This window comes from Arthrobacter sp. 01L42 (assembly GCF_056400005.1).
Map to the genome: position 1 here is coordinate 104,373 of NZ_JBFTSL010000010.1, position 25,850 is coordinate 130,222.

A 25,850-nucleotide genomic window follows, 5' to 3' on the forward strand; every position below is an offset into this window, starting at 1 on the left:
TATTCCGAGCCGCAGCACTAATCCCCGGTGCACCGGCGGCCCGGGCGGAAGGATAGCCCATCATGACTGACTTCATCACCCTCGATCCGCCGGCGTCACCTGTGCCTGGCAAAGGCGAACCTGTCCTGGAGGTCCGGGATCTCAGCGTGGATTTCGGCGTGGACAAGAAATGGGTCCCGGCAGCGATCGGCCTGAACTACGAGGTCCGGGCCGGCGAAGTGCTCGCCATCGTGGGGGAGTCCGGCTCCGGAAAGAGTGCCAGTTCGATGGCGCTGCTGGGCCTGCTGCCGAGTAACAGCCGTGTGACAGGAAGTGTCAAGCTTGCCGGCCGTGAGCTGCTGGGGAGCAATGAGGCCAATATCCGCGCGGTGCGCGGCAAGGACGTCGCGGTGATCTTCCAGGAGCCGATGACGGCCCTGAACCCGGTGTACACCGTGGGGTCGCAGATCGTCGAAACTGTGCGTCTGCACAATGAAGTTTCCCCGGAAGAAGCCCGGCTCCGGGCCCTGCGCATGCTGGAACTTGTCGAACTGCCCGATCCGGAGAAGGCCTTCCGGTCTTACCCGCACCAGCTTTCCGGCGGCCAGCGCCAGCGCGCCATGATCGCGCAGTCGCTCTCCTGCGACCCGAAGCTGCTCATTGCCGATGAGCCGACCACGGCCCTCGACGTGACCGTCCAGGCCGAAATCCTTGACCTCATGCGCAACCTGCGGAACAAACTGGACAGCGCCATTGTGCTCATCACCCACGACATGGGAGTGGTGGCCGACCTCGCCGACCGGATCGCCGTCATGCGCAAGGGCCTGATCGTGGAGACGGGCACGGCAGCGCAGATCTTCCACAACCCGCAGCACGAGTACACCAAGGCGCTGCTGGCTGCGGTCCCACACCTGGGCCAGGGCGGCGCGGATTCCACCGCGGACGTGGACGTCACCGCCGCCCTCGCGGCCGCGACCCACGTCGAGATCCTCTCCATTCCTGAAGACGAGCTGATCCGGCGCGAGCGCGAAAACGCCGCCGCCCTGGCCGCGGCCGAAGCGGCCAAGCCGAAGGGCGAGCCGGTCCTGGAGCTCACCGATGTCGCCATCGAGTACCCGAAGCAGGGCCGGGTGCCGGCGTTCCGTGCCGTGGAAGGGGCCAACCTGGTCATCTATCCCGGACAGGTGGTCGGTCTCGTCGGCGAGTCCGGCTCCGGAAAGACCACCATCGGCCGGGCCGCCGTCGGCCTGCTGCCGGTGGCGGCAGGCACCATGCGGGTAGTCGGGCAGGACATTTCCGCCGCCAAGAGGAACGGCCGGCAGCTCCACGAGATGCGCCGGCATGTCGGCATGGTGTTCCAGGATCCGTCGTCGTCCCTGAACCCCCGGCTGCCCATCGGGGAAAGCATCGGGGAGCCGATGTTCCTGGCACGGGCCGCGAAGGGCGCCGACCTGCAGCGGCGGATTGAGGCGCTGCTGGACCAGGTCGAGCTGCCGCGCGACTACCGCAACCGCTACCCGCACGAGCTCTCCGGCGGCCAGAAGCAGCGCGTGGGGATCGCGCGGGCCCTCTCGCTCAAGCCCAAGCTGATGGTCGCCGACGAGCCCACCTCCGCCCTCGACGTCTCAGTCCAGGCCAAGGTGCTCGATCTGTTCCAGAACCTGCAGAAGGAACTGGGGTTCGCCTGCCTCTTCGTCACCCATGACCTCGCGGTGGTGGACGTCCTCGCGGACCGGATCTGTGTCATGCAGCGCGGCAGGATCGTGGAGCAGGGGACCCGCGACCAGATCCTCCGCAATCCCCAGGAGCCCTACACCCAGCGGCTTTTGGCGGCGGTTCCGCTGCCGGATCCGGACAAGCAGCGCGAGCGCCGCGAACTGCGCGCGCAGCTGCTGTCAGGGGCCAGCTGAGGCTTGCCTGGAGGGGGTCGGAACAGGGGCGAAAACCGGAAGATTCCAGTTAAGGGCGAGTAACCCAGGTCACACCGCGGGCGAATACTACCAGCCGGTAGCGTGTGACTTGAAATACACTCCGCTTGACGTTACTCGTCATGAGATTGTCGGATCACGGTTTGGCAACAGAGTTCCAACATTTGGACGGTTTAGGGCTAGGCTACTTCCATATGTAGGCCACGTCACAGGGGATACCCCTGTGCCTGCTTACGGGGAAGCATAAGTTTTTCCCTCACGAACTCCCACAACTCATAGGAGGCGGAATGCGTTTTTCGCGCACTTCCAAAGCACTGGGCATGGTGGCTATCGCCGCCCTCGCCCTGACCGGATGCGGTGCCAGCGGCTCCGCAACCGGTAGCGGCAGTACCGGCGGCGACACCAGCAAAGTGATCCTCGCCGACGGCTCCGAACCCCAGCGTCCCCTCATGCCCGCCGACACCAACGAAGTCGGCGGTGGCAAGGTCATCGACATGATCTTCGCGGGTCTGGTCAGCTACGACCCCAGCGGCAAGCCGGTCAACGAACTCGCCGAGTCCATCGAGGGCAAGGACGGCCAGCACTTCACCATCAAGGTCAAGAAGGACCAGAAGTTCACGAACGGCGAGGCCATCACGGCCAAGTCCTTCGTCGATTCCTGGAACTTCGGCGCCGCAGCCAAGAACGCCCAGCTCAGCGGTGGCTTCTTCGAAAGCATCAAGGGCTACGACGAAGCCAGCGCAGAGGGCTCCACGGTTGAGACCATGTCCGGCCTGAAGGTCGTTGACGACCAGACGTTCACCGTCGAACTGAAGCAGCCGGAATCTGACTGGCCGCTTCGCCTTGGCTACACCGCGTTTGTTCCGGTTCCCTCCGGTGCCCTGAAGGACCCGAAGGGCTTCGGCGAGAAGCCGGTCGGCAACGGCCCGTACAAGCTCGCGGACGGCGGCTGGCAGCACAACGTGCAGATCCAGCTCGTTCCGAACCCGGACTACAACGGCCCGCGCAAGGCCAAGAACGCCGGCGTGACGTTCAAGATCTACCAGAACGACGACTCGGCGTACCAGGACCTGATGTCCAACAACCTGGACATCCTGCAGACCATCCCGACCAGCGCGCTGAAGAACTTCAAGTCTGACCTCGGCGACCGCACCATCAACAAGCCGTACGCCGGCAACCAGACCATCGCCATCCCGGAATACCTGCCGGAATGGAGCGGCGAGGCCGGCAAGCTGCGCCGCCAGGCGATCTCCATGGCGATCAACCGCGAAGAGATCACCAAGGTGATCTTCAACGGCGCACGCCAGCCCGCCAAGGACTTCACGGCACCCGTGCTTGACGGCTACAGCGACTCGATCGCCGGAGCCGAGAACCTGACTTTCAACGCCGACAAGGCCAAGGAAGCCTGGGCCAAGGCTGACGCCATCCAGAAGTGGGACGCGAACAAGACGTTCACCATTGCCTACAACGCTGACAAGGGCGGACACAAGGCCTGGGTTGAGGCAGTAGTCAACCAGCTCAAGAACACGCTCGGCATCAAGGTTGAAGGCAAGCCGTACGCCACCTTCAAGGAAGCCCGCAACGACGCCACCGCCAAGACCCTCACCGGCTCCATCCGTGCCGGCTGGCAGGCAGACTACCCGTCGCTGTACAACTTCCTCGGCCCGATCTACAAGACCGGTGCCGGCTCCAACGACGCCAACTACGCCAACCCGACGTTCGACAAGGCCATCTCTGACGGCCTGAACGCCGCGTCGGTCAGCGACGGCAACAAGGCCATGAACAAGGCCCAGGAGATCCTCCTGACGGACCTGCCGGCCATCCCCCTGTGGTACCAGGTTGCCCAGGGCGGCTGGAGCGACAAGGTCACCAACGTCGACTACGGCTGGGACGGCGTCCCGCTGTACTACAACGTAACCGGTAAGTAACAACAAAACGACGGCGGGGGCCGCCCATACTGGGGCCTCCGCCGTCGTTGTGCTTCCCCTCCATTTATTTTCTTGATGCCCGGCTCTTTCGGGCGAACTTTTCGCAGCCCTGCCGCCGTGAGCAAACCGGCGCCAGCCTGCATCCATAGTGAAAAGGTTCTTTGATGAACAACTCCGCCGCATCCCTGGACAGGATGCCTGCCAACGAGGGTGTGACTCGCTGATGTCGACATACATCCTCAAGCGTTTCCTGCAACTGATTCCCGTCTTCCTGGGCGCAACACTGCTGGTCTATTTCCTGGTCTTCAGCCTGCCGGGTGACCCCATCGTGGCCCTGTTCGGCGACAAGCCGGTGAACGAGGCGGTCGCAGCCAAGCTGCGCATGCAGTACCACCTGGACCAGCCGTTCTGGATGCAATACCTGCTTTACCTCAAGAGCATCTTCACGTTCGACCTCGGCCAGGACTTCTCCGGACGCCCCATCGCCGCCGTGCTCGGCGAGGTCTTCCCCGTCACGGCGCGGCTGGCCATCATGGCGCTGATCTTCGAGGCCTTTTTCGGCATCATCTTCGGCCTCATCGCCGGCCTGCGCAAGGGCAAGCTCTTTGACGCCACGGTCCTGATCTTTTCGCTGATCGTAATCGGCATCCCGATCTTCGTCCTCGGCTTCCTGCTGCAGTTCACCATCGGAGTCCAGCTCGGCTGGGCCAAACCGACCGTCAGCTCCGCGGCGACCATCCCGGACCTCATCCTGCCGGCGATCGTGCTGGGACTGGGATCGTTCGCCTACGTCCTGCGCCTGACCCGCACGTCCGTCATCGAAAACATGAACGCCGACTATGTGCGCACCGCCACCGCCAAGGGCCTCTCCCGGTTCCAGGTGGTCCGCGTCCACATCCTGCGCAACTCCCTGATTCCCGTCATTACCTTCCTGGGCGCCGACCTCGGTGCCTTGATGGGCGGGGCAATCGTCACGGAAGGAATCTTCAACGTTCCGGGCGTAGGCAACCGGCTCTACCGGGCCGTGCTGTCCGGCGAAGGGCCCACGGTGGTCTCGATCGTCACCGTCCTGGTGCTGATCTACTGCCTCTCCAACCTGCTCGTTGACCTGCTTTACGGCTGGCTTGACCCGAGGATCCGTTATGACTCCTGATAACACCACCACCACCGCACGGCACGCCGATTCGCGCCGCCCGGCCCGCCGGACCGTGCACTTCGTGGCCGATGTCTCCGAGACTCCGCTCCAGGTAACGGACCGGGTCAAGGACGAAGCCGCACCGCTAAGCCTGTGGGGTGAGGCCTGGAAGAACCTGCGCAAGCAGCCGCTCTTCATCATCTCCGTGTTCCTGATCCTCGTGGTCGTGGCGGTGTCGCTCTTCCCGGGGCTCTTCTCGCCGATCGACCCGACCTCGGAGGCCTGCCAGCTGGCCAACTCCGACGCCGGCCCCGCCGCGGGCCACCCGCTGGGCTTCACCCAGTTGGGCTGCGACGTCTACGCCCGCGTTATCTTCGGTACGCGGTCCTCGGTGACCGTGGGCCTGTTGACCACCATCGGCGTGCTGCTGATCGGTGGCATCATGGGTGCCGTCGCCGGCTATTACGGCGGCTGGATCGACTCGGTCCTGGCCCGCATCAATGACATCTTCTTCGCCCTTCCCCTGATCCTGGGCGCGATCGTGCTGATGCAGCTGCCGATGTTCCGGGCTAACAAGACCGTGTGGACGCTGGTGCTCATCCTGATCATCTTCGGCTGGCCGCAGATTGCCCGCATCACCCGCGGCGCCGTCGTTGAGGTCCGGAACGCCGACTTCGTCACGGCCGCCCGCTCGCTGGGCGTCTCGAAGTTCGGCGCCCTCATGCGCCACGTCCTGCCGAACTCGCTGGCCCCGATCATCGTCGTGGCCACCATCTCCCTGGGAACGTTCATCGTGGCCGAGTCCACGCTGTCCTTCCTCGGCATCGGGCTGCCGGCCAGCGTCATGTCCTGGGGCAATGACATCGACGCGGCGAAGGCCTCCCTCCGGTCCAACCCGATGCCACTGATCTACCCGGCCATCGCGCTGTCCATCACCGTCCTGAGCTTCATCATGCTGGGCGATGCCCTGCGTGATGCCCTCGATCCCAAAGCCCGCAAGCGATGAAAGGGGACACCATGAGCGCCTCTGTTGACTTCCAGGAAGCTGAGTACGCCACTGAGCGCCCGCTGCTTGAAATCAAGGACCTGGCCATCGGGTTCACCACCAGCAACGGCGAGGTCAACGCCGTCCGCAACGCCCACCTCACCATCATGCCGGGCGAAACCGTCGCGATTGTGGGCGAGTCGGGCTCCGGCAAGTCCACCACCGCGCTGGCTGCTATCGGCCTGCTCCCGGGCAACGGGCGGGTCGCGGCAGGCCAGATCCTGTTCGATGGCGAGGACATCTCCAACGCCAGCGAAAAGCGGATGATCGCACTGCGCGGCAACAGCATCGGAATGGTCCCGCAGGACCCGATGTCCAACCTGAACCCGGTGTGGAAGATCGGCGACCAGGTCCGCGAGACGCTGAAGGCCAACGGACTCCCGAGCGGCCCCGACGACGTCGCCAAGGTCCTGTCCCAGGCCGGGCTGCCCGACGCCGGCAGCCGCGCCAAGCAGTACCCCCACGAGTTCTCCGGCGGCATGCGCCAGCGCGCGCTGATCGCGATCGGGCTCGCCTGCCAGCCGCGCCTGCTCATCGCGGACGAGCCGACCTCGGCGCTCGACGTGACCGTGCAGCGCCAGATCCTCGATCACCTGGACAAGATGACCACGGAACTGGGCACCGCGGTGCTGCTGATCACGCACGACCTCGGCCTCGCCGCCGAGCGTGCCGATCAGGTGGTGGTCATGTACCGCGGCCAGGTTGTCGAATCCGGACCCTCGCTGGAGCTGCTGCAAAACCCGCAGCACCCGTACACCCAGCGGCTGGTCGCCTCGGCGCCGTCGCTGGCGTCCCGGCGCATCCAGGCGGCCAAGGAACTCGGCGTGGAAACCGACGACATGCTCGCCCCGAGCGAGACCGGCGTGGTTGAGCCGGCCAAGTCCGACGACGTCCTGCAGATCCAGAACCTCAGGAAGGTCTTCAAGCTGCGTTCGGGCCTGGGCAAGTCCACGGACTTCACCGCCGTCGACGACATCTCCTTCAACGTCAAGCGGGGAACCACGACGGCGATCGTGGGGGAGTCGGGTTCCGGCAAGTCCACGGTGGCGCAGATGGTCCTGAACCTCCTGACGCCGACCTCCGGCAAGATCATCTTCGACGGCGTGGACACCTCCACGCTGAACAGCAAAGAGCTCTTCGCCTTCAGGCGCCGGGTACAGCCGATCTTCCAGGACCCGTACGGTTCCCTGGACCCGATGTACAACATCTTCCGGACCATCGAGGAACCGCTGCGGACCCACAAGATCGGGGACAAGGCCAGCCGCGAGAAGAAGGTCCGGGAATTGCTGGACCAGGTGGCGCTGCCGCAGTCCACCATGCAGCGGTACCCCAACGAGCTCTCCGGCGGCCAGCGCCAGCGGGTCGCGATCGCCCGCGCCCTGGCCCTGGACCCCGAAGTGATCATCTGCGACGAGGCCGTCTCGGCACTGGATGTGCTGGTGCAGGCGCAGGTGCTGAACCTGCTCGCCGAACTGCAGTCCCGGCTCGGCCTGACCTACCTGTTCATCACCCACGACCTCGCGGTGGTCCGGCAGATCGCCGACCGCGTGTGCGTCATGGAGAAGGGCAAGCTGGTGGAAACAGGCTCGACGGACGACGTCTTCGAGTCGCCGCAGCAGGACTACACCCGGGCGCTGCTCAACGCCATCCCCGGCGCCGGCCTCATGCTGCCGCCGGAAATGGACGTGGCCTGAGCGGCCGCTTCCTGAGGGCTTGAAGAAGTCCGCCGCCAGCAGCGCTTAGCGGCTGGCAGTACAGGAGCCGGTGTCCTCCCTTCGGGGCGGACACCGGCTCCTTTGTTGTGCTGTGGCCCGTGCGCCGGCGGTGCCTGCGCCGGTGGGACAAACCTGCGTTAGTGGGATAAGCCGGCGAGCATGCCGGGGTCGGCGTAGTCAAACCCCAGGGACTGCAGCCGCTGGCCGAAAACGGCGCCCAGGGCCGCGTGGCCCTGCCGGTTCAGGTGGACCCGGTCCGCCATCGAGCCCGTCAGGTTGTACCGGGTGAGCCAATCGCCTGCGCTGACGAACGACAGCCCGTGATGGTCCGCCACCCGCCCCAAAAGCGCGTCCACCTCGCTCCGGCGTCCTCCGCCGTAGTGGGCGCCGCGCCCGAGTGTGCCGACGATGAGTATCCGGGCAGCGGGGTAACGCTGCTGGATGCTGGCGATCAGCCGTTCCGCGTTGGAGACGATCTGCGCGTCGGAGGCGCCGCGTGCGGCATCGTTCCCGCCGCCTTCGATCACCACGAGAGGAGGAGCGCCGTACGGGAGTTTCCAGTCGCCGCGCTGAAGCGCGTCGATGTAGTTGCCGGTCTTGCCGTTGGACGCCACGAAACCGGTGCCGCCCCGGCCACAGAAGAAGACTTTGTACCCAGCAGCGGCCAGACCCTGCCTGGGCCAGCCGTAGGAAGGTTCCGATTGCGAGTCGCCAATCAGCACGGCGACATTGCTGGTGTCCTTGACGATGATCTCGTTGCGGCCGTTGGCAGGATTGCGGTAGGTCGAGCCGCTCGGCAGTGCGGCGGGGTCGATGGTGGACCCGATGCGCGTCTTGGCCGCGGACCCGGCCGCGACCGGGACTCCGGCGCCAACGGCCGCTCCGGCCCCGCTGCCGGTCAGTGGCGTGCCCACAGCTTCCGACTCTGATGATCCAGCGTCGGAAGAGCCCACTTCGGAAGAGCCCGCGTCGGGCGCAGGTGAATAAGAGGTCTGTCCGCAGCCGCCAAGAACCACGCCGGTGGCGATCATCATTGCGACGAAGCGGGACAGGGCCGAGGCGTTTCGCATGAATGTCTCCGGGCTTGCTTGCTGCTATCAGAGCAATGATGGTGCATGGGCGCTGGAAAATCCAGTGACTTTACTCACACGTAATAGACCACTTCCGTGCGCCCGTCCTGCTCTGGCGACAGCGCGGACGCTGGTCACCGATCCGCATTTTAGGCCAATAAATGACCTAGCGTTTAGAATGGTAGTAGGTGCCCTGTGCCAAAGGGACTTATCTGTCGTGCGTTCCGGTTGGAAATGTCGCGATACCACAGCTGACTTCACCACTGAATCGAGCAATAACGCATGTCTGAAACCACCACCAACACCGCGGTAGCCACTGCATCGCGCAGTGACCTGCGCAACGTCGCGATCGTGGCCCACGTTGACCACGGCAAGACCACGCTGGTCGACGCCATGCTCAAGCAGACCAACTCCTTTGCCGAGCACAACCACCTCGAAGACCGCGTCATGGACTCCGGTGACCTGGAACGCGAAAAGGGCATCACCATCCTGGCCAAGAACACCACGGTGGCCTACAACGGACCGTCCTCCAACGGCGAAACCATCACCATCAACGTCATCGACACCCCCGGCCACGCCGACTTCGGTGGCGAGGTGGAGCGCGGCCTGTCCATGGTCGACGGCGTCGTCCTCCTCGTCGATGCCTCTGAGGGCCCGCTGCCCCAGACCCGCTTCGTGCTGCGTAAGGCCCTCGCCGCGCACCTGCCGGTGATCCTCCTGGTCAACAAGACCGACCGCCCCGACGCGCGGATCGAAGAAGTTGTCCACGAATCCATGGACCTGCTCCTGGGCCTGGCCTCCGACCTCGCCGACGAAGTTCCGGACCTCGACCTGGACAAGATCCTGAACGTGCCGGTTGTTTACGCCGCCGCCAAGGTCGGCCGCGCCTCCCTCGAGCAGCCCGCCGACGGCAGCGCCCCGGAAAACGAAGACCTCGAGCCGCTCTTCCGGGCCATCATCGAGCACATCCCGGCCCCGACCTACAACCCGAACGGTGTCCTGCAGGCACACGTCACCAACCTGGACGCCTCACCGTTCCTGGGCCGCCTGGCGCTGCTGCGCATCTACAACGGCACCCTGCGCAAGGGCCAGACCGTGGCCTGGGCACGCGCCAATGGCGAGCTCAAGAACGTCAAGATCACCGAACTTCTCGCGACCAAGGCACTGGACCGCGTCCCGGCTGAGTCCGCTGGCCCGGGCGAGATCGTCGCCGTCGCCGGCATCGAGGAGATCACCATCGGTGAGACCCTGACCGACGCCGAGAACCCGCAGCCGCTGCCGCTGATCACTGTTGACGACCCGGCCATCTCCATGACCATCGGTATCAACACCTCCCCGCTGGCCGGCAAGGTCAAGGGCGCCAAGGTCACGGCCCGCCAGGTCAAGGACCGCCTCGACAAGGAACTGATCGGTAACGTCTCCATCAAGGTTCTCCCCACCGAGCGTCCCGACGCCTGGGAAGTCCAGGGCCGTGGCGAGCTTGCACTGGCCATCCTGGTCGAGCAGATGCGCCGCGAAGGCTTTGAGCTGACCGTCGGCAAGCCGCAGGTGGTCACCAAGACCGTCGACGGCAAGGTCCACGAGCCGATGGAACACATGACCATCGACGTGCCCGAAGAGTACCTCGGCGCCGTCACCCAGCTGATGGCAGCCCGCAAGGGCCGCATGACCAACATGGCCAACCACGGCACCGGCTGGTGCCGCATGGAGTTCATCGTTCCGGCCCGCGGCCTGATCGGGTTCCGCACCAAGTTCCTCACGGACACCCGCGGCGCCGGCATCGCCGCCTCCATCTCCGAAGGCTACGAGCCGTGGGCCGGCCCCATCGAATACCGCACCAACGGTTCGATGATCGCCGACCGCGCCGGTGTTGTGACCCCGTTCGCCATGATCAACCTGCAGGAACGCGGATCCTTCTTCGTCAAGCCCACCTCCGAGGTGTACGAGGGCATGATCGTGGGCGAGAACTCCCGCGCCGACGACATGGACGTGAACATCACGAAGGAAAAGAAGCTCACCAACATGCGTGCAGCTTCCTCGGACACCTTCGAGAACCTGACGCCCCCGCGCGACCTGACCCTCGAAGAGTCCCTCGAATTCGCCCGCGAAGACGAGTGCGTTGAGGTTACCCCGGATTCAATCCGCATCCGCAAGGTCATCCTGGACACCAACGAGCGTGCCAAGGCCAACCGCGCCCGCGCCAAGGTCTGATCCCGGTCTCCGGGCTTCAGCCACAACGTGATTAAGAGAGCTGCCGGTACGGCAGGCGGCATTGCCGCCGCCGTGCCGGCAGCTCTTTTTGTTGCCCTGGCCGGCACCGCCCTGCATCGCCACGATCTGGTCCTGGGCGGAGTGGACGTCCCGTGGGGCGCCGTCGCTGCGCTCGTGCTGCTGGGCTCGGTCCAGCTGTGGCTGGGGGCGGCATTCCGTTCTGTCGTCCCGACGGCGGCTTGCGGAGTCCTCTGCTACGCGCTGATTGGCTGGTGGTCCACCCTGGAAACGGGCAAGCGCCTGGTCATCGGCGACGCCGCGGGCAATATCTGGGTCTTCGGCATCGCAGGCATCACCGTGGCCATGCTGGCCTGGTGCCGGCGCTACAGGAGGCCGACCGGCCAGGACCGGTGACGACGGGCCAGGACCGGACCGCCCTGCCCGGCTCCCCTCGGGACATGCCCATTTTTCGGTCGCTCGAGTGGGCACAATGGCATTGTGTCCGGCCCCGGCTCCCCTCGGGACATGCCCCCTCATGGTCGGACCTGTCCGGCACCGCCCCCATCCGGCCGGTGCAGTTTTCCACATAGTGCGGGATCCGACTTCCAGGGCGCAGAGTGCGGCTCCACCATGGGTGAATGGCCAACATCATCGAGGTGCTCTCGAATTACGACGGCGTCGCCCGCGCCAAATACATTGCCGCCGCGGGGGTCTCCGATTTTCAGCTCAAGTCCGCGATGGCCTCGGGAGCCGTGTCACGGGTGGCCCGCGGCGTCTATACGTTGCCCGGTGCAGACGCGCAGCTGATCGCCATACGCTCGCTTCCGGCGGAACCGGCGTGCATCACCGCGGCGCACTTCAGCGGGCTGTGGGTCCTTGAAGCCCCGGCCCAGCCGCACGTTGCCCTCACCCACAGCAGGAGCTACCAGGGCTTCGTGTGCCACCGGGCGCCCGCGCCGCCGACACTCCTGGACACGGTCATCCAATGCTTGCGCTGCCTACCCGAACCTCACGGGCTGATCATCGCCGAATCCGCCGTCGTGCTGAAGGGACTCCCGCTGGGTTCATTGCGTCAGCGGCTCGATGGCCGGAACGACACCCGGGAGCGCCGGATCGTGTCGGCGATTGTCCCGCAGTCGCAGTCGCTCATTGAGTGCCTGGCCCGGTTCCTGCTGCGGCGGGCCGGCTTCCATGTTGAATCGCAGGTCAACGTTCCAGGGATGGGACACCTGGACCTGATGGTCGACGGCCGTCTCGGCATCGAGACTGACGGGGCGGGATTCCACATGGACAGGGCAAGCTTCGAGGAAGACCGGCGGCGTTGGAACGTCACCACGCGACGTGGAATCCCGACTCTTGTTGTGACGTACCCGCTGCTGAGGGACCACCCCGAGGATTTCATCGCTATGGTCCGCGAAGCCCTGAACAGGCTATCTGCCGCCGCCTAGAGTCAGACTCCACGTCCGGCTTCGTGTGCCCTTGCGATGCGGTTCGGCGCTCTGATCCTGCACTCTGATCCTGCACCGCGCCCAGCCACCGCTGAAATTGTCCCGCGCTCTTTCGATGCACCGCTGGACATGTCCCTTGTTCTGTTGGTTTACCGCTGGACATGTCCCGCGGTGGCTGGCGGCGATGAGCACGGCGCCGAAATGTCCATCTCCAGCAGCAAGGGGAGTGCATGTCCATTGATGGCCGGAGGTGGGGCTGGACACGTGCGTGGTTGGCCAGCAGGGGAGGGCATGTCCATTGATGGCCGGAGGTGGGGCTGGACATGTGCGTGGTTGGCCAGCAGGGGAGGGCATGTCCATTGGTGGCCGGGGGTGGGGCTGGACATGTGCGTGGTTGGCCAGCAGGGGAGTGCATGTCCATTGGTGGCCGGGGGTGGGGCTGGGCATGTGCGTGGTTGGCCAGCAGGGGAGTGCATGTCCATTGGTGGCCGGGGGCGGGGTTGGGCATGTGCGTGGTTGGCCAGCAGGGGAGGGCATGTCCAGTGGTCAGGTGGGGCGGAGGGCATGTCCCCTCGGCGCAACCACCACCGACGCGCCCACCCCGGAACCGCCCGTCAGCGCTCCTGCACCCGCGGGGCGCGGCGCGGCGGGGGCGGCGGGACTTCCTTGGCTGCCACGACAAGGGGGAGGGCAATGACGACGTCGGAGCGGCGGGTGCGGACGGTGCATACGCCGTCGGCGCGATCCACGAGCTCGCCGAGGGCATCCGTCAGGCCGCCGTCGATCCTGTACCGGACCACAACGCGGGTGCCGAGCGGGGCGGCGGAGAGAAACTGCTGGGGCAAGGGCAAAGGCGAGCTCATCAGAACATCGTAAGACGCGGAGCATGTGTGACGTCCGGCTAGGTTCGCGGGAACAGGCTGGGAGATAATAGGCTCAGAAGTCAGCAGCCCGGCTCAGGGCCTGGAAATCATCCGGCCGGTCGCCGGAACCAACGTGGAGAGGCCAGGGACGTGACGTACGTAATCGCGCAGCCGTGTGTAGATGTCAAAGACAAGGCATGTATTGAGGAGTGCCCCGTCGATTGCATTTACGAGGGTGAGCGTTCCCTGTACATCCACCCCGACGAGTGCGTGGACTGCGGTGCCTGTGAGCCGGTCTGCCCCGTGGAGGCGATCTACTACGAGGACGACACCCCCGAAGAATGGGCCGACTACTACAAGGCCAACGTCGAGTTCTTCGACGAACTCGGGTCCCCGGGCGGCGCCGCGAAGGTTGGGAACACCCACACCGACCACCCCATGATCGCCGCCCTGCCGCCGCAGAACCAAGAGAACTAGGACGGCGCTACGGTGACATCCGCGGTGCGCACCTTCGGCCTGAGCCTGCCCGATTACCCGTGGGAGGCCATGGCGCCGTATCTCGCCACGGCAGCCCGGCACCCGGCAGGAGCCGTCAACCTTTCCATCGGAACCCCGGTGGACGCGACGCCGGCCCTCATCCAGGACGCACTGCGCGCCGCCGCGGACGCCCCCGGCTATCCCACGGTGCACGGGACGCCGGCCCTGCGGGAAGCCATCGCCGGCTGGTTTGGGCGCCGGCGCGGCGTCCCCGGGCTCGACCCGCAGAATGTGATGCCAACGGTGGGTTCCAAGGAACTCGTCGCGTGGCTGCCGTTCCTGCTCGGCCTGAAGCCGGGCGACGTCGTCGTCCGGCCCACGGTTGCGTACCCCACCTATGACATCGGGGCCACCTTCGCCGGTGCGGAGCAGGTCGCCGCGGACGACCTTGACGAGCTCGACGCCGGCACCCGGGCCCGCGTGCGCCTGGTCTGGGTCAATTCACCGGCCAACCCCACCGGCAGCGTCCGGGACATCGCGTCGCTGCGGCGGATCGTCCGGCAGGCCCGCGAGCTCGGCGCCGTCGTCGCGTCCGATGAGTGCTACGCCGAACTCGGCTGGGGGGAGTGGGACCTCGAGCGTGGCGGCGCCCCGGTCCCGAGCGTCCTGGATCCGCAGGTCGCAGAAGGCTCCCACGATGGCCTGCTCGCCGTCTATTCGCTGAGCAAACAGTCCAACGTGGCCGGTTACCGCGCGGCATTTGTCGCCGGCGATCCGGTGATCATGGCGAACCTGGTCAACAGCCGCAAGCACGCCGGGATGATTGTGCCCTATCCGGTCCAGGAAGCCATGCGCGTGGCCCTCGGCGACGACGCCCACGTCCAGGCCCAGAAGGACCTGTACCGGGGCCGGCGGGAACGGATCGTGCCCGCGCTCGAAGGTTTCGGCCTGAGAATCCATGAATCGAGGGCGGGCCTTTATCTGTGGGCCACCGCCGGCGAGGCCACGTGGGACACCGTGGGCCGGCTCGCGGACCGCGGAATCGTCGTCGGCCCCGGGGTCTTCTACGGCGACGCCGGCAACGGGTACATCCGGGTGGCGCTGACCGCCAGCGACGAAAGGATCGACGCCGCCGTCTCGCGGCTGGACCCGGAAGCGTAACAATGCTGTGACGCGTGCCACATGTGGCGTGTTTTTGGCGTTTTGCGGGCCCCCCGGATTAGTGCCACCCGCGAAGTGAAGGTACTTTTTAACTGACGATCAATGGTGGCTTTCCACAAGAAGGCAGCGCAGCCTTTGGAAATCCTGTCCGCACAGGATCCGCGGGCAGCTTCACCAGATGTTGGACCAGCTTTCGACAGAGGCCCCGATGCCTCATGAGGAGACTCCATGACTGAAACCACCAGCGCAACCCTGCGCCATGCCGGCGGCGAACTCGAACTCCCGCGCATCAAGGTTGTAGAAGGGAACGAAGGCTACGACGTTTCCAAGCTGCTGAAGCAGACCGGCGCCGTCGCCTTCGACCCCGGTTTCATGAACACCGCGGCCACCACCTCGGCCATCACCTACATCGATGGTGACGCCGGCATCCTGCGCTACCGCGGCTACCCGATCGAGCAGCTGGCCCAGCACTCGAGCTTCCTGGAAGTCTCCTACCTGCTGATCTACGGCAACCTGCCGACCCCCACCGAGCTGGAGTCCTTCGACCAGCGGATCCGCCACCACACCCTGCTGCACGAAGAGCTCAAGGGCTTCTTCAGCGGCTTCCCCCGTGACGCCCACCCGATGCCGGTGCTGTCCTCGGCCGTGTCGGCGCTGTCGACGTTCTACCAGGACTCGCTGGATCCGTTCAACGCCGAGCAGGTGGAGGTGTCCACCATCCGCCTCATGGCCAAGATGCCGGTCATCGCCGCCTACGCCCACAAGAAGTCGATCGGGCAGCCCATGCTGTACCCGGACAACTCGATGAACCTAGTGGAGAACTTCCTGCGCCTGAGCTTTGGCCTGCCGGCCGAGCAGTACGAGGTGGACCCGGTCATCGCCAAGGCCCTGGACCTGCTCCTGATCCTGCACGCCGACCACGAGCAGAACTGTTCGACGTCGACCGTCCGCCTGGTCGGTTCCTCGAACGCGAACCTGTTCGCCTCCGTCTCCGCCGGCATCAACGCCCTCTTCGGCCCCGCCCACGGCGGTGCCAACGAGGCCGTCCTGAAGATGCTGCGCCAGATCCAGGCCGACGGCATCAAGCCCGAGGACTACATGGAGAAGGTCAAGAACAAGGAAGACGGCGTCCGCCTCATGGGCTTCGGGCACCGCGTCTACAAGAACTACGACCCGCGCGCCAAGATCATCAAGGCCACGGCTCACGAAGTCCTGAGCAAGCTCGGCGGAAACGACGAGCTCCTCGACATCGCCATGCGCCTTGAAGAGAAAGCCCTGGGCGATGACTACTTCATCCAGCGCAAGCTCTACCCCAACGTGGACTTCTACACCGGCCTGATCTACAAGGCCATGGGTTTCCCGGAGAAGATGTTCACCGTGCTGTTCGCCATCGGGCGCCTGCCGGGCTGGATCGCCCAGTGGCGCGAGATGATCAGCGACCCCAACACGAAGATCGGCCGCCCGCGCCAGCTCTACGTCGGCGAACCGGAACGCAACTACCCGTCGCTGTAGCCCGCCCGCCGGCCACGGCGCGCGTGATAGACAGTACGACGCCGGCCGCGCACCTTTTGCTGAGGTGCGCGGCCGGCGTCGTCCTTATGGGGGCACTGTGCCGCTGTGACCCGCGCCACGTCCCCGCCGGGACCGGTGTGGCCCGGGGCGGCCGCGGCACGTACGTGCTAAAAAAGACCAGTGCCTAAATTTGTCGACGCCGTCATCCGGCGCCAGGAAATAGTTGACGCAGTCTTCAGGATCATCGCAACGGATGGCCTCGAGCGGGCCTCGCTGCGGGAAGTTGCTGATGAAGCGCAGCTGGCCGTCGGCTCGGTGCGGCACTATTTCGCCAGCAGCGACGAGCTGTTGACCCACGCGTTCGCCGTGGTGGTGGACCGAATCGTCGGCCGCCTCACCGACGCGGACTCCCGGCTGGGCGATGCGCCGCCGGCGTCGGGGGAGCAGCATGCGGCCGTCCTGGCACTGCTGGGTGAGTTTCTTCCACTTGACGAGCAACGGGCGGTTGATGCCTGCGTCTGGATGGCCTTCAAGAATGCCGCCCGGACAAGGCCGTTCCTGGCCGCTGAGGCCGACCGCAGCCACCGGGCGGTGGCAGCCGTCGTGGGCGGGCTCATCCTGGGCCTGGCCGAGGCTGAAGGCGTTGACGCCGACCACGCGGCCGGCCTCGACCAGCAGGTGCTCGTCACCGAAGCGGAACTGCTGCTGGCAGTCCTGGACGGTCTGACGATGCACGCCCTCCTGCAGCCCGAGTGGATGACGGCCGTGATGTGCAGGGATGTGCTCGAAGCCCACCTGGCGGGCCTGAACCGACGGCTGGCGGCCGGGCAGCCAGCCGTTAACGCCTCATAACAACAGGAATAGACTGAGATCGTACGTCTTGCCAAGGAGGCAATTGGATGCACCACACCGGCGGACCAGGCTGGCGGATCACGATGGATACTTCTGGTCCCATGCTCATTGCCCTCTACGTTCGTGACGCCGCCGGCTTGGACACCGCGGGACACCCGGCGCTCTGCCATGCGGCACCGAAGATCCGCGCCTCGGACCACTCCCACCTGATCGCCGAGGTTGGCGGCCCGGCTGCGCTCAAGACCGAATGGGAGGCCTGGTGGGAACAGCTGCTGAAAGACCACCCGGAAATGTCCCCCGAGCTCTCCCCTCCGGGCTTCCGTGCGTTCAGCAATTCGCCGGCCCTCCGGCGCGTGCTGCAGGCCCACTTCGGGGCCGCTTTGACGTGGGCCCGGGAACGCCTCGCCGAATACGGAACCCTCGAGGCGGAGCGCGAAGCCAACGGCAACAACGAGCTGCTGGCCGACATGGTGGAGGACCGCCTGCTTGACGTGGGACGGGCTTCAAAGGATTTCGGCCTGACGATCATCGAGCTCCCGCTTGCGGAGCCGCGGGCCTGGTATCTCGAGCCCGATAAAATCATCATGAGCCACGAGCTGTTGTCCCAGCCGGAGCTGTTCCGCAGCTACGTGCAGCCGGTGGTCGATCTCCTCGTCTGAGCCCGCCCGGTGACGGCTGACCCCGCTGGCAACTGACCCGCTGGTAACTGACCCCGCTGCCAACTGACCCCCGGTAGCGGTCAGGTGCCGGGGGCGTCTGCGACAGTAACCCTGACCTGGCCGGCCGGGACTTGGGCCGGCTGCCAGCCGTCGCGGGACTGCCGGTTCCAGGTGCGGCCCTCGACCTCCACGCTGGTGATTTCGAGCTCCTTGGCGTTGGCCACGGCCCACTGGCCCACAGCCCAGGCCTGGGTTCCTTCGGCCTCGACGAGCAGGGTCCGGCCGTCGGTGGACGCCGTCACGTCCCCGAGAGCAGCGGTCAGCCCTGCGGTGACGGCGGCAGGATTCCCGGCGGCGTCGGGGGAGCGCAGCGAGCAGTCCAGGCCTGCGGGCGTCTGCCCGCTCAGGGCGGAGGCGAACGCGCGGGCCATCACCTCATGCTGGGCGTAGGCCTCCGGGTACGCCGAGCGCTGGACGCGCTGGGCGGCAACGGTGATATCGAGCGACTCGTACCCGGAAACCTCGACGAGGGCATCGTAGAACGCATTGCTGGCGTGGTACGGGTCCATCACCTGCGCCGTGGTGCCCCAACCCTGGGACGGCCGCTGCTGGAACAGTCCGCGGGAGTCGGGACCGGCCTGGTCGCCATGGCCGATGTTGCGCAGTTTGGATTCCTGCATCGAGGTGGCCAGCGCGATGCTGGCGGCCCGGGCCGGAAGTCCCCGCCGGACCGCGACGGCGGTGATGAGGGAGGCGTTGGCCGCCTGGTCGGTGGAGAGGTCATCGCCGCCGCTGCCCGTGGCCGTGCAGCGTTCGGTGATCAAGGTCTCCGACCGTTGCAGGAACGTCACCGCGGTGTAGATGCCGCCCGCGACCATCGCCAGGGTCAGCAGAAGGACAATCCGGCGCCGCCAGCTCCCTCGTCGTGCCACGAAAATACTCCCTCAGGCCCCTGCGGGCTGCGTCATCGGCTTTTTCGTCGGGGCGGGTCGGCCCCGCCAGTGCGGTCTTCGCCGCCCGCCATACCGTACCAGCCGGTGCGGTCAGTTGGCGTGCAGGGCCTCGTTGAGCTCCACCGTCTGGCCCTTGCGGGGGAGGACCTCAACCTCACCAGTGGTGGAATTGCGGCGGAAGAGCAGGTTCGGAACGCCGGAAAGGTCCACGGCCTTGACGATCCGGCTGGTGTCTTCGCCGTCGGCGTCCTTGGGGCCGATCACGCGCACACGGGTGCCGGCGGTGACGTAGAGGCCTGCCTCCACCACCGAGTCGTCGCCGATGCTGATGCCCACGCCGGAATTGGCGCCGAGGAGGACCCGCTCGCCGAGGGAGATCTTTTCCTTGCCGCCGCCGGAGAGGGTTCCCATGATCGAGGCCCCGCCGCCAACGTCGGACCCGTCGCCGGTGATGACGCCGGCCGAGATCCGGCCCTCGACCATGGAGGTACCCAGGGTTCCGGCATTGAAGTTCACGAAGCCCTCGTGCATGACCGTGGTGCCTTCGGCCAGGTGCGCACCGAGCCGGACCCGGTCGGCGTCGGCGATCCGGACGCCGGAGGGAACGACGTAGTCCACCATGCGCGGGAACTTGTCCACGCCGAACACCGTGACGGCGCCGCGCTTGCGCAGGCGCGCCCGGGTCAGCTCGAAGTCCTCCACGGCTGCGGGGCCGAAGTTGGTCCACACCACGTTGGGAAGCTTGCCGAAGATGCCGTCAAGGTTGATGGTGTTGGGCTGGACGAGCCGGTGGGAGAGCAGGTGCAGGCGAAGGTAGGCGTCCGCCGTGTCCGCGGGTGACGCATCCAGGTTGATCTGGGCGAAGACAACGATCTGCTCTGTGCCCCGGTCCGGGTCAATGCCGCTGGCGGCGATGTCGATCAGCGACTGGTCCGCGTTCTTCACGTCACGCAGGTCCTCCGCGGCGACTCCGAGCGCCGGCGCCGGAAACCACACGTCCAGCACGGTGGCGTCACCGTTGCGGGTGGACACGGTGGCCACCCCGTAGCCATAGGCAGAGCGGGCGTCGGAACGAGCGTCGGCGGGCACAGCGGAAGCAGCAGTTTCAGTCATGGCCCAAGTCTAACGAGAGGCCCGTCGGGCGCTGAAACTCATGACAACCCGATTGACACGCTGCAGGGCCTCTCGACGCCTGGAAACGGCCCCTGCAGCGACTCAGGTGGGACGGGGAGGCAAACAGATAAGGTGGAACGGTGACCCCCACGAACCCGCGCACCCCTGCCAGTGCCACCGCCAGCGTCCCTGTCCGCACACCGGTCCATCTGGACCTCCGCCAGGACGTCGCCCTGCTCACGGCCGCCCTGATCGACATCAACAGCGTCTCCGGCAACGAGGGGGTCCTGGCCGACGCCGTGGAACATGCCCTCCGCCAGCTGCCGCAGCTGGAGCTGGTCCGCGACGGCGATTCGATCATCGCCCGCACCAACCTGGGCCGGGCCGAGCGCGTCATCCTGGCCGGCCACCTGGACACCGTGCCGTTGCCCACCACAGAGGGCTCGCTGGGGACCGTGCCGGCGTACTGGCCCTCCGGGGCCCCTGGAGAGGGGATCCTCTACGGCCGCGGCGCCACTGACATGAAGGGCGGCGTCGCCGTGCAGCTGGCGCTGGCGGCCACCATGTTCGACGGCGGGGCGGAACCAGGCAAGGACGTCACGTTCGTCTTCTACGACCACGAGGAGGTCGAGGCCGTGAAGAGCGGCCTGGGCCGTCTGGTGCGCAATCACGGCTCCCTGCTCGGCGGGGACTTCGCGATCCTGCTCGAGCCGACCGACGGGACGGTGGAGGGCGGCTGCAACGGCACCAGCCGCTTCGAAGTGACCACGAACGGCGAGGCTGCCCACTCGGCCCGGGCCTGGATGGGCAGCAATGCCATCCACGCCGCGGCCCCGATCCTGGCCCGGCTGGCGGCGTATGAGCCGCAGACCGTGACGGTTGACGGCCTGGACTACCGCGAAAGCCTCAACGCCGTGAAGATCCACGGCGGCACGGCCGGGAACGTCATTCCGGACAAATGCGTCGTGGAAATCAACTACCGCTTCGCGCCGGACAAGACCCCGGACGGAGCAGAGGCCGTCGTGCGCGAACTGCTGGACGGATTCGACGTCGTGCGCACCGACAGCGCGGCCGGCGCGCGGCCGGGCCTGCACCACCCCGCGGCGGCGTCCTTCGTCGCCGCCGTCGGCGGGGAGCCGAAGCCCAAGTACGGCTGGACCGACGTCGCACGCTTCAGTGAACTGGGCATCCCCGCGGTGAACTTTGGACCCGGCGATGCTCTGCTGGCGCACAAGGACAATGAGCACGTCGAGGCGGACGCCATCCGCGAATGCCTGCGGGCGCTGCGGACCTGGCTGAGCGCTTAGCAAAGGCCAGGAAGCAACGCCCAGGACACCACGACCGGGAAACAAGGCAGGAAACAAGGCGTAACGCACAAAGGGTCCGGAACCTCCGTGAGGTTCCGGACCCTTTGTGCGCGGGACGGCTTACTTGGCGGCCGGAATACCGGCGACCGGCACGTGCGCCACGCCGCCGGCGGCGCGCTTGGAGCCGCGGCGTTCGAGCCAGATGGCCAGGCGGGAGACCGCCAGGTCGATCGCGATGTAGATGGCCGCGGCCACGAAGAACACCGGGAACAGGTACTGCGGACCCAGGAAGTCAGCCATGACCTGCACGGCCCGGAGCAGCTCGCCGTAGGCGACGATGTAGCCGAGCGACGTGTCCTTCAGCAGCACCACGAGCTGCGCGACCAGGGACGGCAGCATGCGCCGGATGGCCTGCGGCAGCTCGATGGTCAGCCGGCACTGGAAGCTCGTCAGGCCGATCGCCAGGCCGGCCTCACGCTGGCCCTTGGGCAGCGACTGGACGCCGGCGCGGATGATCTCGGCGAAAATCGCCGAGTTGTAAAGGACAAGGCCGGCCACGACGGCGATGAACGAGCTGGTGGCAAAGACGAGCAGCACGAACAGCATCATGAGCACGACGGGCATGCCGCGCAGGAATTCCAGCACGATCCGGGTGGGCACCCTGATCCAGGCGTTGTCCGAGATGCGCATCAGGCACAGGAGCAGGCCCAGCGGGAAGGCAATCACGGCCGACACGGCCGCGGCGGCCAGCGTGGCGCCGATGCCGGCGGCGATCAGGGCCCAGACCTCGGGAAGCTGGAAGACCGCCCAGCGTTTGGGGTCGAAGATTCCCTGCTGGGCGAGGGTCACGACTGCCAGGACGAGGAGGCCGCCGATCACGATCACGCCGATGATGGAGCCGATCAGCGAGACCCGTCGGGCTTTGGGGCCGGGGACGTCATAGAGAACAGAGCTCATCGTGCGATCGCCACCTTTCGTTCAACGACGCTGGCGAGGAAGCCAAGCGGGATGGTTATCAGCAGGTAGAAGAATGCGATGCCGACCAGGACCCACATGACGGCGTCGCCGTTGGCATTGGCCAGTTGCTTGCCCTGGCCGAAGAGTTCCAGCACGTAGAACGCGCCGGCCACAGAAGAGTTCTTGACCAGGGCAATCAGAATGTTGATCAACGGCGGGATCACGGTGCGCAGGGCCTGCGGCAGGATGATCAGCGAGAGCACCTGGGTGAACTGCATGCCGATGCTGCGGGCGGCCTCCGCCTGGCCCACCGGGACGCTGTTGACGCCGGAGCGCACGGCCTCGGCAATGAAGGCCGAGGTGTAGGCGCTCAGGGCGATGATGGCGGCGACCTCGAACTGCTGGAACGTAACGCCGAGGCGGGGCAGAACCACTGCGGCGAAGAAGAACGCGATGGTCAGCGGGGTGTTCCGGACGATCTCGACGTACGTCATGCTGAAGCCACGCAGCGCGGCGACGGGCGAGACACGGGCGGCAGCCAGGATGGTGCCGAAGACCAAGGCGATAATCCCCGAGACCAGGGACAGGAAAAGGGTTCGGAGAAAACCGTCCCAATACTGGGGGAGGTTTTCAATAATGACGTCCATAAGTTCCTTCAGCTGCGTTGAGGGGATTCCAGGCGAAAGACGGGAGTGGCGGCTAGTAGCGGTCGATCGTGGGAAGCGCGGGCGTGGTCTTGATGACGGTGCCGGCCGTGTCTTCCCAGGCCTTCTTGTAGGACCCGTCCTTGTCGGAGGCCTCCAGTTGGTCATTGACCCACGTGCGGAAGGCGGTGTCGTCCTTCTTCAGGCCGATGCCGTAGGGCTCCTTGGTGAAGGTCTGATCCGATGCCAGCTTGAAGGCGTCCGGTTCCTTGGACACGAAACCGGCCAGGATGACGTTGTCGGTGGTGACGGCTTCAACCTGGTGGTTCCGCAGCGGTTCCAGGCAGGCTGAGTAGGTCGCGGCCGGAACCAGGACGGCTCCGTACTTCTCCACGATCGTCGAGGCTGGCGTGGAGCCGGTCACGGAGCAGACGTTCTTGCCCTTGACGTCTTCGGGCTTGGTGATGGAGTTGTTGTCCTTGTTCACCATGAGCGCCTGTCCGGCCTCGTAGTACGGTCCGGCGAAGTCGACTTCGGCCTTGCGCTTGTCATTGATGGTGTAGGTGGCGACGATCATGTCCACCTTGCCCTGCTTGAGGAACTGCTCGCGGTTGGCGGAGACAGTTTCGACCCACTCGATCTTGTCGGCGGGAATGCCCAGCTTGGCAGCCATCAGCTTGCCGATTTCGACGTCGAAGCCGACGGGCTTGCCGTCGAGGCCCTTCTGGCCGAAGAGCGGCTGGTCGAACTTGGTGCCGATGGTGATCTTGCCCGCGGAGGAAAGCTTGGCCATGGTGGAATCGGCGGGAAAGCTCGGCTTCTCGGCTACGGGCGGGTTGGTGGTCGTGGAGGAGCTGCCGCCACAGGCGCTCAGGCTGAGTGCCAGTGCTGCGGAAGCGGCAACCAGAAGGGATTTCCTTCGGGTCAAAAATGCCATCATGACATTCCTTTCATTGGGCGGCCGCCGTCCGGCAGCCAGGGTGCGAAAACGTAGTCGGTCAGTGTGTCAGCAGCTTGGACAGGAAATCCTTGGCCCGGCTGCTCTTGGGGTTGTTGAAGAATTCCTCGGGGGTCGCGTCCTCAACGATCTGGCCGTCGGCCATGAACACGACGCGGTCGGCCGCCTTGCGGGCGAATCCCATCTCGTGGGTGACCACGATCATCGTCATGCCTTCTTTGGCGAGCTGGACCATTACGTCCAGGACCTCGTTGATCATTTCCGGGTCGAGGGCAGAGGTGGGCTCATCGAAGAGCATCACCTTGGGCTTCATGGCCAGGGCACGGGCGATGGCAACGCGCTGCTGTTGGCCGCCGGAGAGCTGGGCCGGAAGTTTGGGGGCCTGATGCCCGACGCCGACGCGCTCCAGGAGGGCCATGGCGTCCTTGTCGGCCTCGGACTTGGCAACGCCCTTGACCTTGATGGGGCCGAGGGTGACGTTTTCCAGAATGGTCTTGTGGGCGAACAGATTGAACGACTGGAAGACCATGCCGACGTCGGCGCGCAGCTTGGCCAGTTCCTTGCCCTCCTCGGGCAGTTCCTTGCCATCGATCTTGATGTCGCCGTCGTCGATGGTCTCGAGGCGGTTGATGGCGCGGCAGAGCGTCGACTTGCCGGAACCCGAGGGGCCGATGACAACAACAACTTCACCCTTGCGGACGTTCAGGTTGATGTCCTTCAGGACGTGCAGCTGGCCGTAATGCTTGTTCACGGCCTTCAGGGAGACGAGGGCATCGCCGGGCACTTGAGTAGTCATAGTACGAATCTAGCGAAGATTGACCAGATATGACGGCAATCACTCATTTTGGTGCAGATCGTGATTCAAGAGATACCTGCACGTCAGGCCCCTTGTTGGACTGCGTCGGACATTCGCCGTTGACCTCGGCATACGGCCTCGGCAGGCGGCTGCGGCCGTGCGGCGCCGACGCGCCGACGCGGCGGCGGCCGAGTTCCGCGCTAGCCTATGGGCATGAGTACCGATCCGCAGCACGGCCCCAAGCAGAACGCCGAACAGAACCCGGAACAGAATCCCGGCGGAAAGCCGGCAAGGGAGGCCCGGAGCACACCGGCGCCCAACGGGATCCGCCACAAGGGTCCGCTTGAGCTGCGCCGCAAGGCCGCCAAGGTCACGATGTCCGACCAGACCTTGCTGGACACCAAAGGGCCGGGACAGTTCGTCCACACCGACCCCTGGCGCGTGCTGCGGATCCAGAGCGAGTTCGTGGAAGGATTCGGCGCGCTGGCCGATCTCGGTCCGGCAGTCAGCGTCTTCGGTTCCGCCCGCACCGTGCCGGGGAGCCCGAACTACGAGCTCGGCGTCGAGGTCGGACGCCGGCTGGCCGAGGCCGGACTGGCCGTGATCACGGGCGGCGGCCCCGGCTCGATGGAGGCCGCCAACATGGGCGCCGTGCAGGGCAACGGCGTCTCCGTGGGGCTCGGAATCGAACTGCCCTTCGAACAGGGCATGAACCAGTGGGTGGACCTGGGCATCAACTTCCGGTACTTCTTCGCCCGCAAGACCATGTTCGTCAAGTACGCCCAGGGCTTCATCGTGCTCCCCGGCGGCCTCGGCACCCTGGATGAGCTCTTCGAAGCCATGGTCCTGGTCCAAACCCGCAAGGTCACTTCCTTCCCGATCGTCCTGGTGGGAACCGCTTTCTGGAGCCCCATGCTCGAGTGGGTCCGGGACACGCTCGTCGCGGAGGGAATGGTCTCGGCCGAGGACCTGGACCTCGTGCAGGTGGTGGACGACCCCGCGCGGGCCGTCGAGCTGGTCGTGGAAGGCGCCGCCCGCCACCGGAACCCGAACGGCGGCTCCACCAACGGGACCGGCACGGCAAACATCAAGGGAACGCGGGGCTGATCCGTCCGCCTGAGCGCTCCGGCGTCCGGCTT

23 protein-coding genes are annotated in these 25,850 nt (G+C 66.0%); 15 read left to right on the forward strand and 8 right to left on the reverse strand.

Going from position 1 to position 25,850, the window contains the following annotated elements; genetic code table 11:
* Positions 1-62: 62 nt before the first annotated feature.
* From AC1DN2_RS10905 to AC1DN2_RS10925, 5 genes are all read left to right on the forward strand, one after another.
* Entirely contained in the window at positions 63-1,889 is a 1,827-nt protein-coding gene (locus AC1DN2_RS10905; RefSeq protein WP_230007107.1) for an ABC transporter ATP-binding protein, read from the forward strand.
* Positions 1,890-2,194: 305 nt separating this feature from the next.
* Entirely contained in the window at positions 2,195-3,835 is a 1,641-nt protein-coding gene (locus tag AC1DN2_RS10910) for a peptide ABC transporter substrate-binding protein (protein ID WP_476850340.1), read from the forward strand.
* A gap of 223 nt (positions 3,836-4,058) precedes the next feature.
* A complete protein-coding gene (locus AC1DN2_RS10915) occupies positions 4,059-4,988 on the forward strand; it encodes an ABC transporter permease (RefSeq protein WP_230007109.1) in 930 nt (309 codons plus the stop codon).
* A complete protein-coding gene (locus tag AC1DN2_RS10920; protein ID WP_230007110.1) occupies positions 4,978-5,976 on the forward strand; it encodes an ABC transporter permease in 999 nt (332 codons plus the stop codon). The genes AC1DN2_RS10915 and AC1DN2_RS10920 overlap by 11 nt, the downstream gene beginning before the upstream one ends.
* 11 nt (positions 5,977-5,987) lie before the next feature.
* Complete coding sequence (locus tag AC1DN2_RS10925; RefSeq protein ID WP_476850341.1) at positions 5,988-7,709, forward strand: ABC transporter ATP-binding protein; 1,722 nt, start codon at positions 5,988-5,990, stop codon at positions 7,707-7,709.
* Positions 7,710-7,867: 158 nt separating this feature from the next.
* Here the strand turns inward: AC1DN2_RS10925 and AC1DN2_RS10930 are convergent, their stop codons facing one another.
* Positions 7,868-8,800 carry an SGNH/GDSL hydrolase family protein gene (locus AC1DN2_RS10930; RefSeq protein WP_476850342.1) on the reverse strand — a complete coding sequence of 311 codons (933 nt, stop codon included), beginning with the start codon at positions 8,798-8,800 and terminating at the stop codon, positions 7,868-7,870.
* Between the two features lie 282 nt (positions 8,801-9,082).
* Here AC1DN2_RS10930 and typA point away from each other — a divergent pair, with 282 nt between their 5' ends.
* The 3 genes from typA to AC1DN2_RS10945 all read left to right on the forward strand — a co-directional run bounded on the left by typA (position 9,083) and on the right by AC1DN2_RS10945 (position 12,459).
* Positions 9,083-11,011 (forward strand): translational GTPase TypA, encoded by a 1,929-nt coding sequence (typA, locus tag AC1DN2_RS10935; RefSeq protein WP_079550304.1) that lies wholly within the window; start codon positions 9,083-9,085, stop codon positions 11,009-11,011.
* Between the two features lie 27 nt (positions 11,012-11,038).
* Positions 11,039-11,425: a hypothetical protein gene (locus tag AC1DN2_RS10940; protein ID WP_476850343.1), complete on the forward strand. Its 387-nt coding sequence runs from the start codon at positions 11,039-11,041 to the stop codon at positions 11,423-11,425.
* Positions 11,426-11,649: 224 nt separating this feature from the next.
* Entirely contained in the window at positions 11,650-12,459 is an 810-nt protein-coding gene (locus tag AC1DN2_RS10945; RefSeq protein WP_476850344.1) for a type IV toxin-antitoxin system AbiEi family antitoxin domain-containing protein, read from the forward strand.
* Positions 12,460-13,073: 614 nt separating this feature from the next.
* On the opposite strand, the gene AC1DN2_RS10950 is transcribed toward AC1DN2_RS10945, so the two are convergent.
* Positions 13,074-13,322, reverse strand: coding sequence for a putative acetyltransferase (locus tag AC1DN2_RS10950; protein WP_476850345.1), 249 nt, complete (start codon positions 13,320-13,322; stop codon positions 13,074-13,076).
* Positions 13,323-13,472: 150 nt separating this feature from the next.
* Here AC1DN2_RS10950 and fdxA point away from each other — a divergent pair, with 150 nt between their 5' ends.
* From fdxA to AC1DN2_RS10975, 5 genes are all read left to right on the forward strand, one after another.
* Positions 13,473-13,799, forward strand: a complete 327-nt coding sequence (gene fdxA / locus AC1DN2_RS10955) for a ferredoxin (RefSeq protein ID WP_028275689.1) — start codon at positions 13,473-13,475, stop codon at positions 13,797-13,799.
* A 12-nt stretch (positions 13,800-13,811) separates the two neighbouring features.
* Positions 13,812-14,960, forward strand: coding sequence for a succinyldiaminopimelate transaminase (dapC, locus tag AC1DN2_RS10960; RefSeq protein ID WP_476850346.1), 1,149 nt, complete (start codon positions 13,812-13,814; stop codon positions 14,958-14,960).
* Between the two features lie 228 nt (positions 14,961-15,188).
* Complete coding sequence (locus AC1DN2_RS10965) at positions 15,189-16,472, forward strand: citrate synthase (protein WP_028275687.1); 1,284 nt, start codon at positions 15,189-15,191, stop codon at positions 16,470-16,472.
* Between the two features lie 180 nt (positions 16,473-16,652).
* Entirely contained in the window at positions 16,653-17,324 is a 672-nt protein-coding gene (locus AC1DN2_RS10970; RefSeq protein WP_476850347.1) for a TetR/AcrR family transcriptional regulator, read from the forward strand.
* A gap of 47 nt (positions 17,325-17,371) precedes the next feature.
* The gene (locus tag AC1DN2_RS10975) at positions 17,372-17,983 is read left to right on the forward strand and encodes a hypothetical protein (RefSeq protein WP_028275685.1); all 612 of its coding nucleotides are present in this window, start codon (positions 17,372-17,374) and stop codon (positions 17,981-17,983) included.
* 80 nt (positions 17,984-18,063) lie between these two features.
* Here AC1DN2_RS10975 and AC1DN2_RS10980 read toward each other — a convergent pair whose 3' ends face one another.
* Both AC1DN2_RS10980 and dapD read right to left on the reverse strand, forming a co-directional pair.
* On the reverse strand, positions 18,064-18,915 hold the full coding sequence (locus AC1DN2_RS10980) for a hypothetical protein (protein ID WP_476850348.1): 852 nt from the start codon (positions 18,913-18,915) through the stop codon (positions 18,064-18,066).
* A gap of 111 nt (positions 18,916-19,026) precedes the next feature.
* Positions 19,027-20,049, reverse strand: a complete 1,023-nt coding sequence (gene dapD, locus AC1DN2_RS10985; protein WP_476850349.1) for a 2,3,4,5-tetrahydropyridine-2,6-dicarboxylate N-succinyltransferase — start codon at positions 20,047-20,049, stop codon at positions 19,027-19,029.
* Positions 20,050-20,258: 209 nt separating this feature from the next.
* On the opposite strand from dapD, the gene dapE reads away from it, so the two are divergent.
* Entirely contained in the window at positions 20,259-21,356 is a 1,098-nt protein-coding gene (dapE, locus tag AC1DN2_RS10990; RefSeq protein WP_476850372.1) for a succinyl-diaminopimelate desuccinylase, read from the forward strand.
* Between the two features lie 120 nt (positions 21,357-21,476).
* On the opposite strand, the gene AC1DN2_RS10995 is transcribed toward dapE, so the two are convergent.
* The 4 genes from AC1DN2_RS10995 to AC1DN2_RS11010 are packed head-to-tail and all read right to left on the reverse strand — an operon-like array spanning position 21,477 to position 24,711.
* Positions 21,477-22,313: an amino acid ABC transporter permease gene (locus tag AC1DN2_RS10995; protein ID WP_223913897.1), complete on the reverse strand. Its 837-nt coding sequence runs from the start codon at positions 22,311-22,313 to the stop codon at positions 21,477-21,479.
* On the reverse strand, positions 22,310-22,960 hold the full coding sequence (locus AC1DN2_RS11000; RefSeq protein ID WP_223913898.1) for an amino acid ABC transporter permease: 651 nt from the start codon (positions 22,958-22,960) through the stop codon (positions 22,310-22,312). Before AC1DN2_RS11000 ends, AC1DN2_RS10995 begins: the two co-directional genes overlap by 4 nt.
* Positions 22,961-23,012: 52 nt before the next feature.
* Complete coding sequence (locus AC1DN2_RS11005) at positions 23,013-23,897, reverse strand: glutamate ABC transporter substrate-binding protein (RefSeq protein WP_243180934.1); 885 nt, start codon at positions 23,895-23,897, stop codon at positions 23,013-23,015.
* Positions 23,898-23,955: 58 nt separating this feature from the next.
* Complete coding sequence (locus tag AC1DN2_RS11010; protein WP_028275678.1) at positions 23,956-24,711, reverse strand: amino acid ABC transporter ATP-binding protein; 756 nt, start codon at positions 24,709-24,711, stop codon at positions 23,956-23,958.
* A gap of 213 nt (positions 24,712-24,924) precedes the next feature.
* On the opposite strand from AC1DN2_RS11010, the gene AC1DN2_RS11015 reads away from it, so the two are divergent.
* A complete protein-coding gene (locus AC1DN2_RS11015; protein ID WP_476850350.1) occupies positions 24,925-25,818 on the forward strand; it encodes an LOG family protein in 894 nt (297 codons plus the stop codon).
* Positions 25,819-25,850 lie beyond the last annotated feature (32 nt).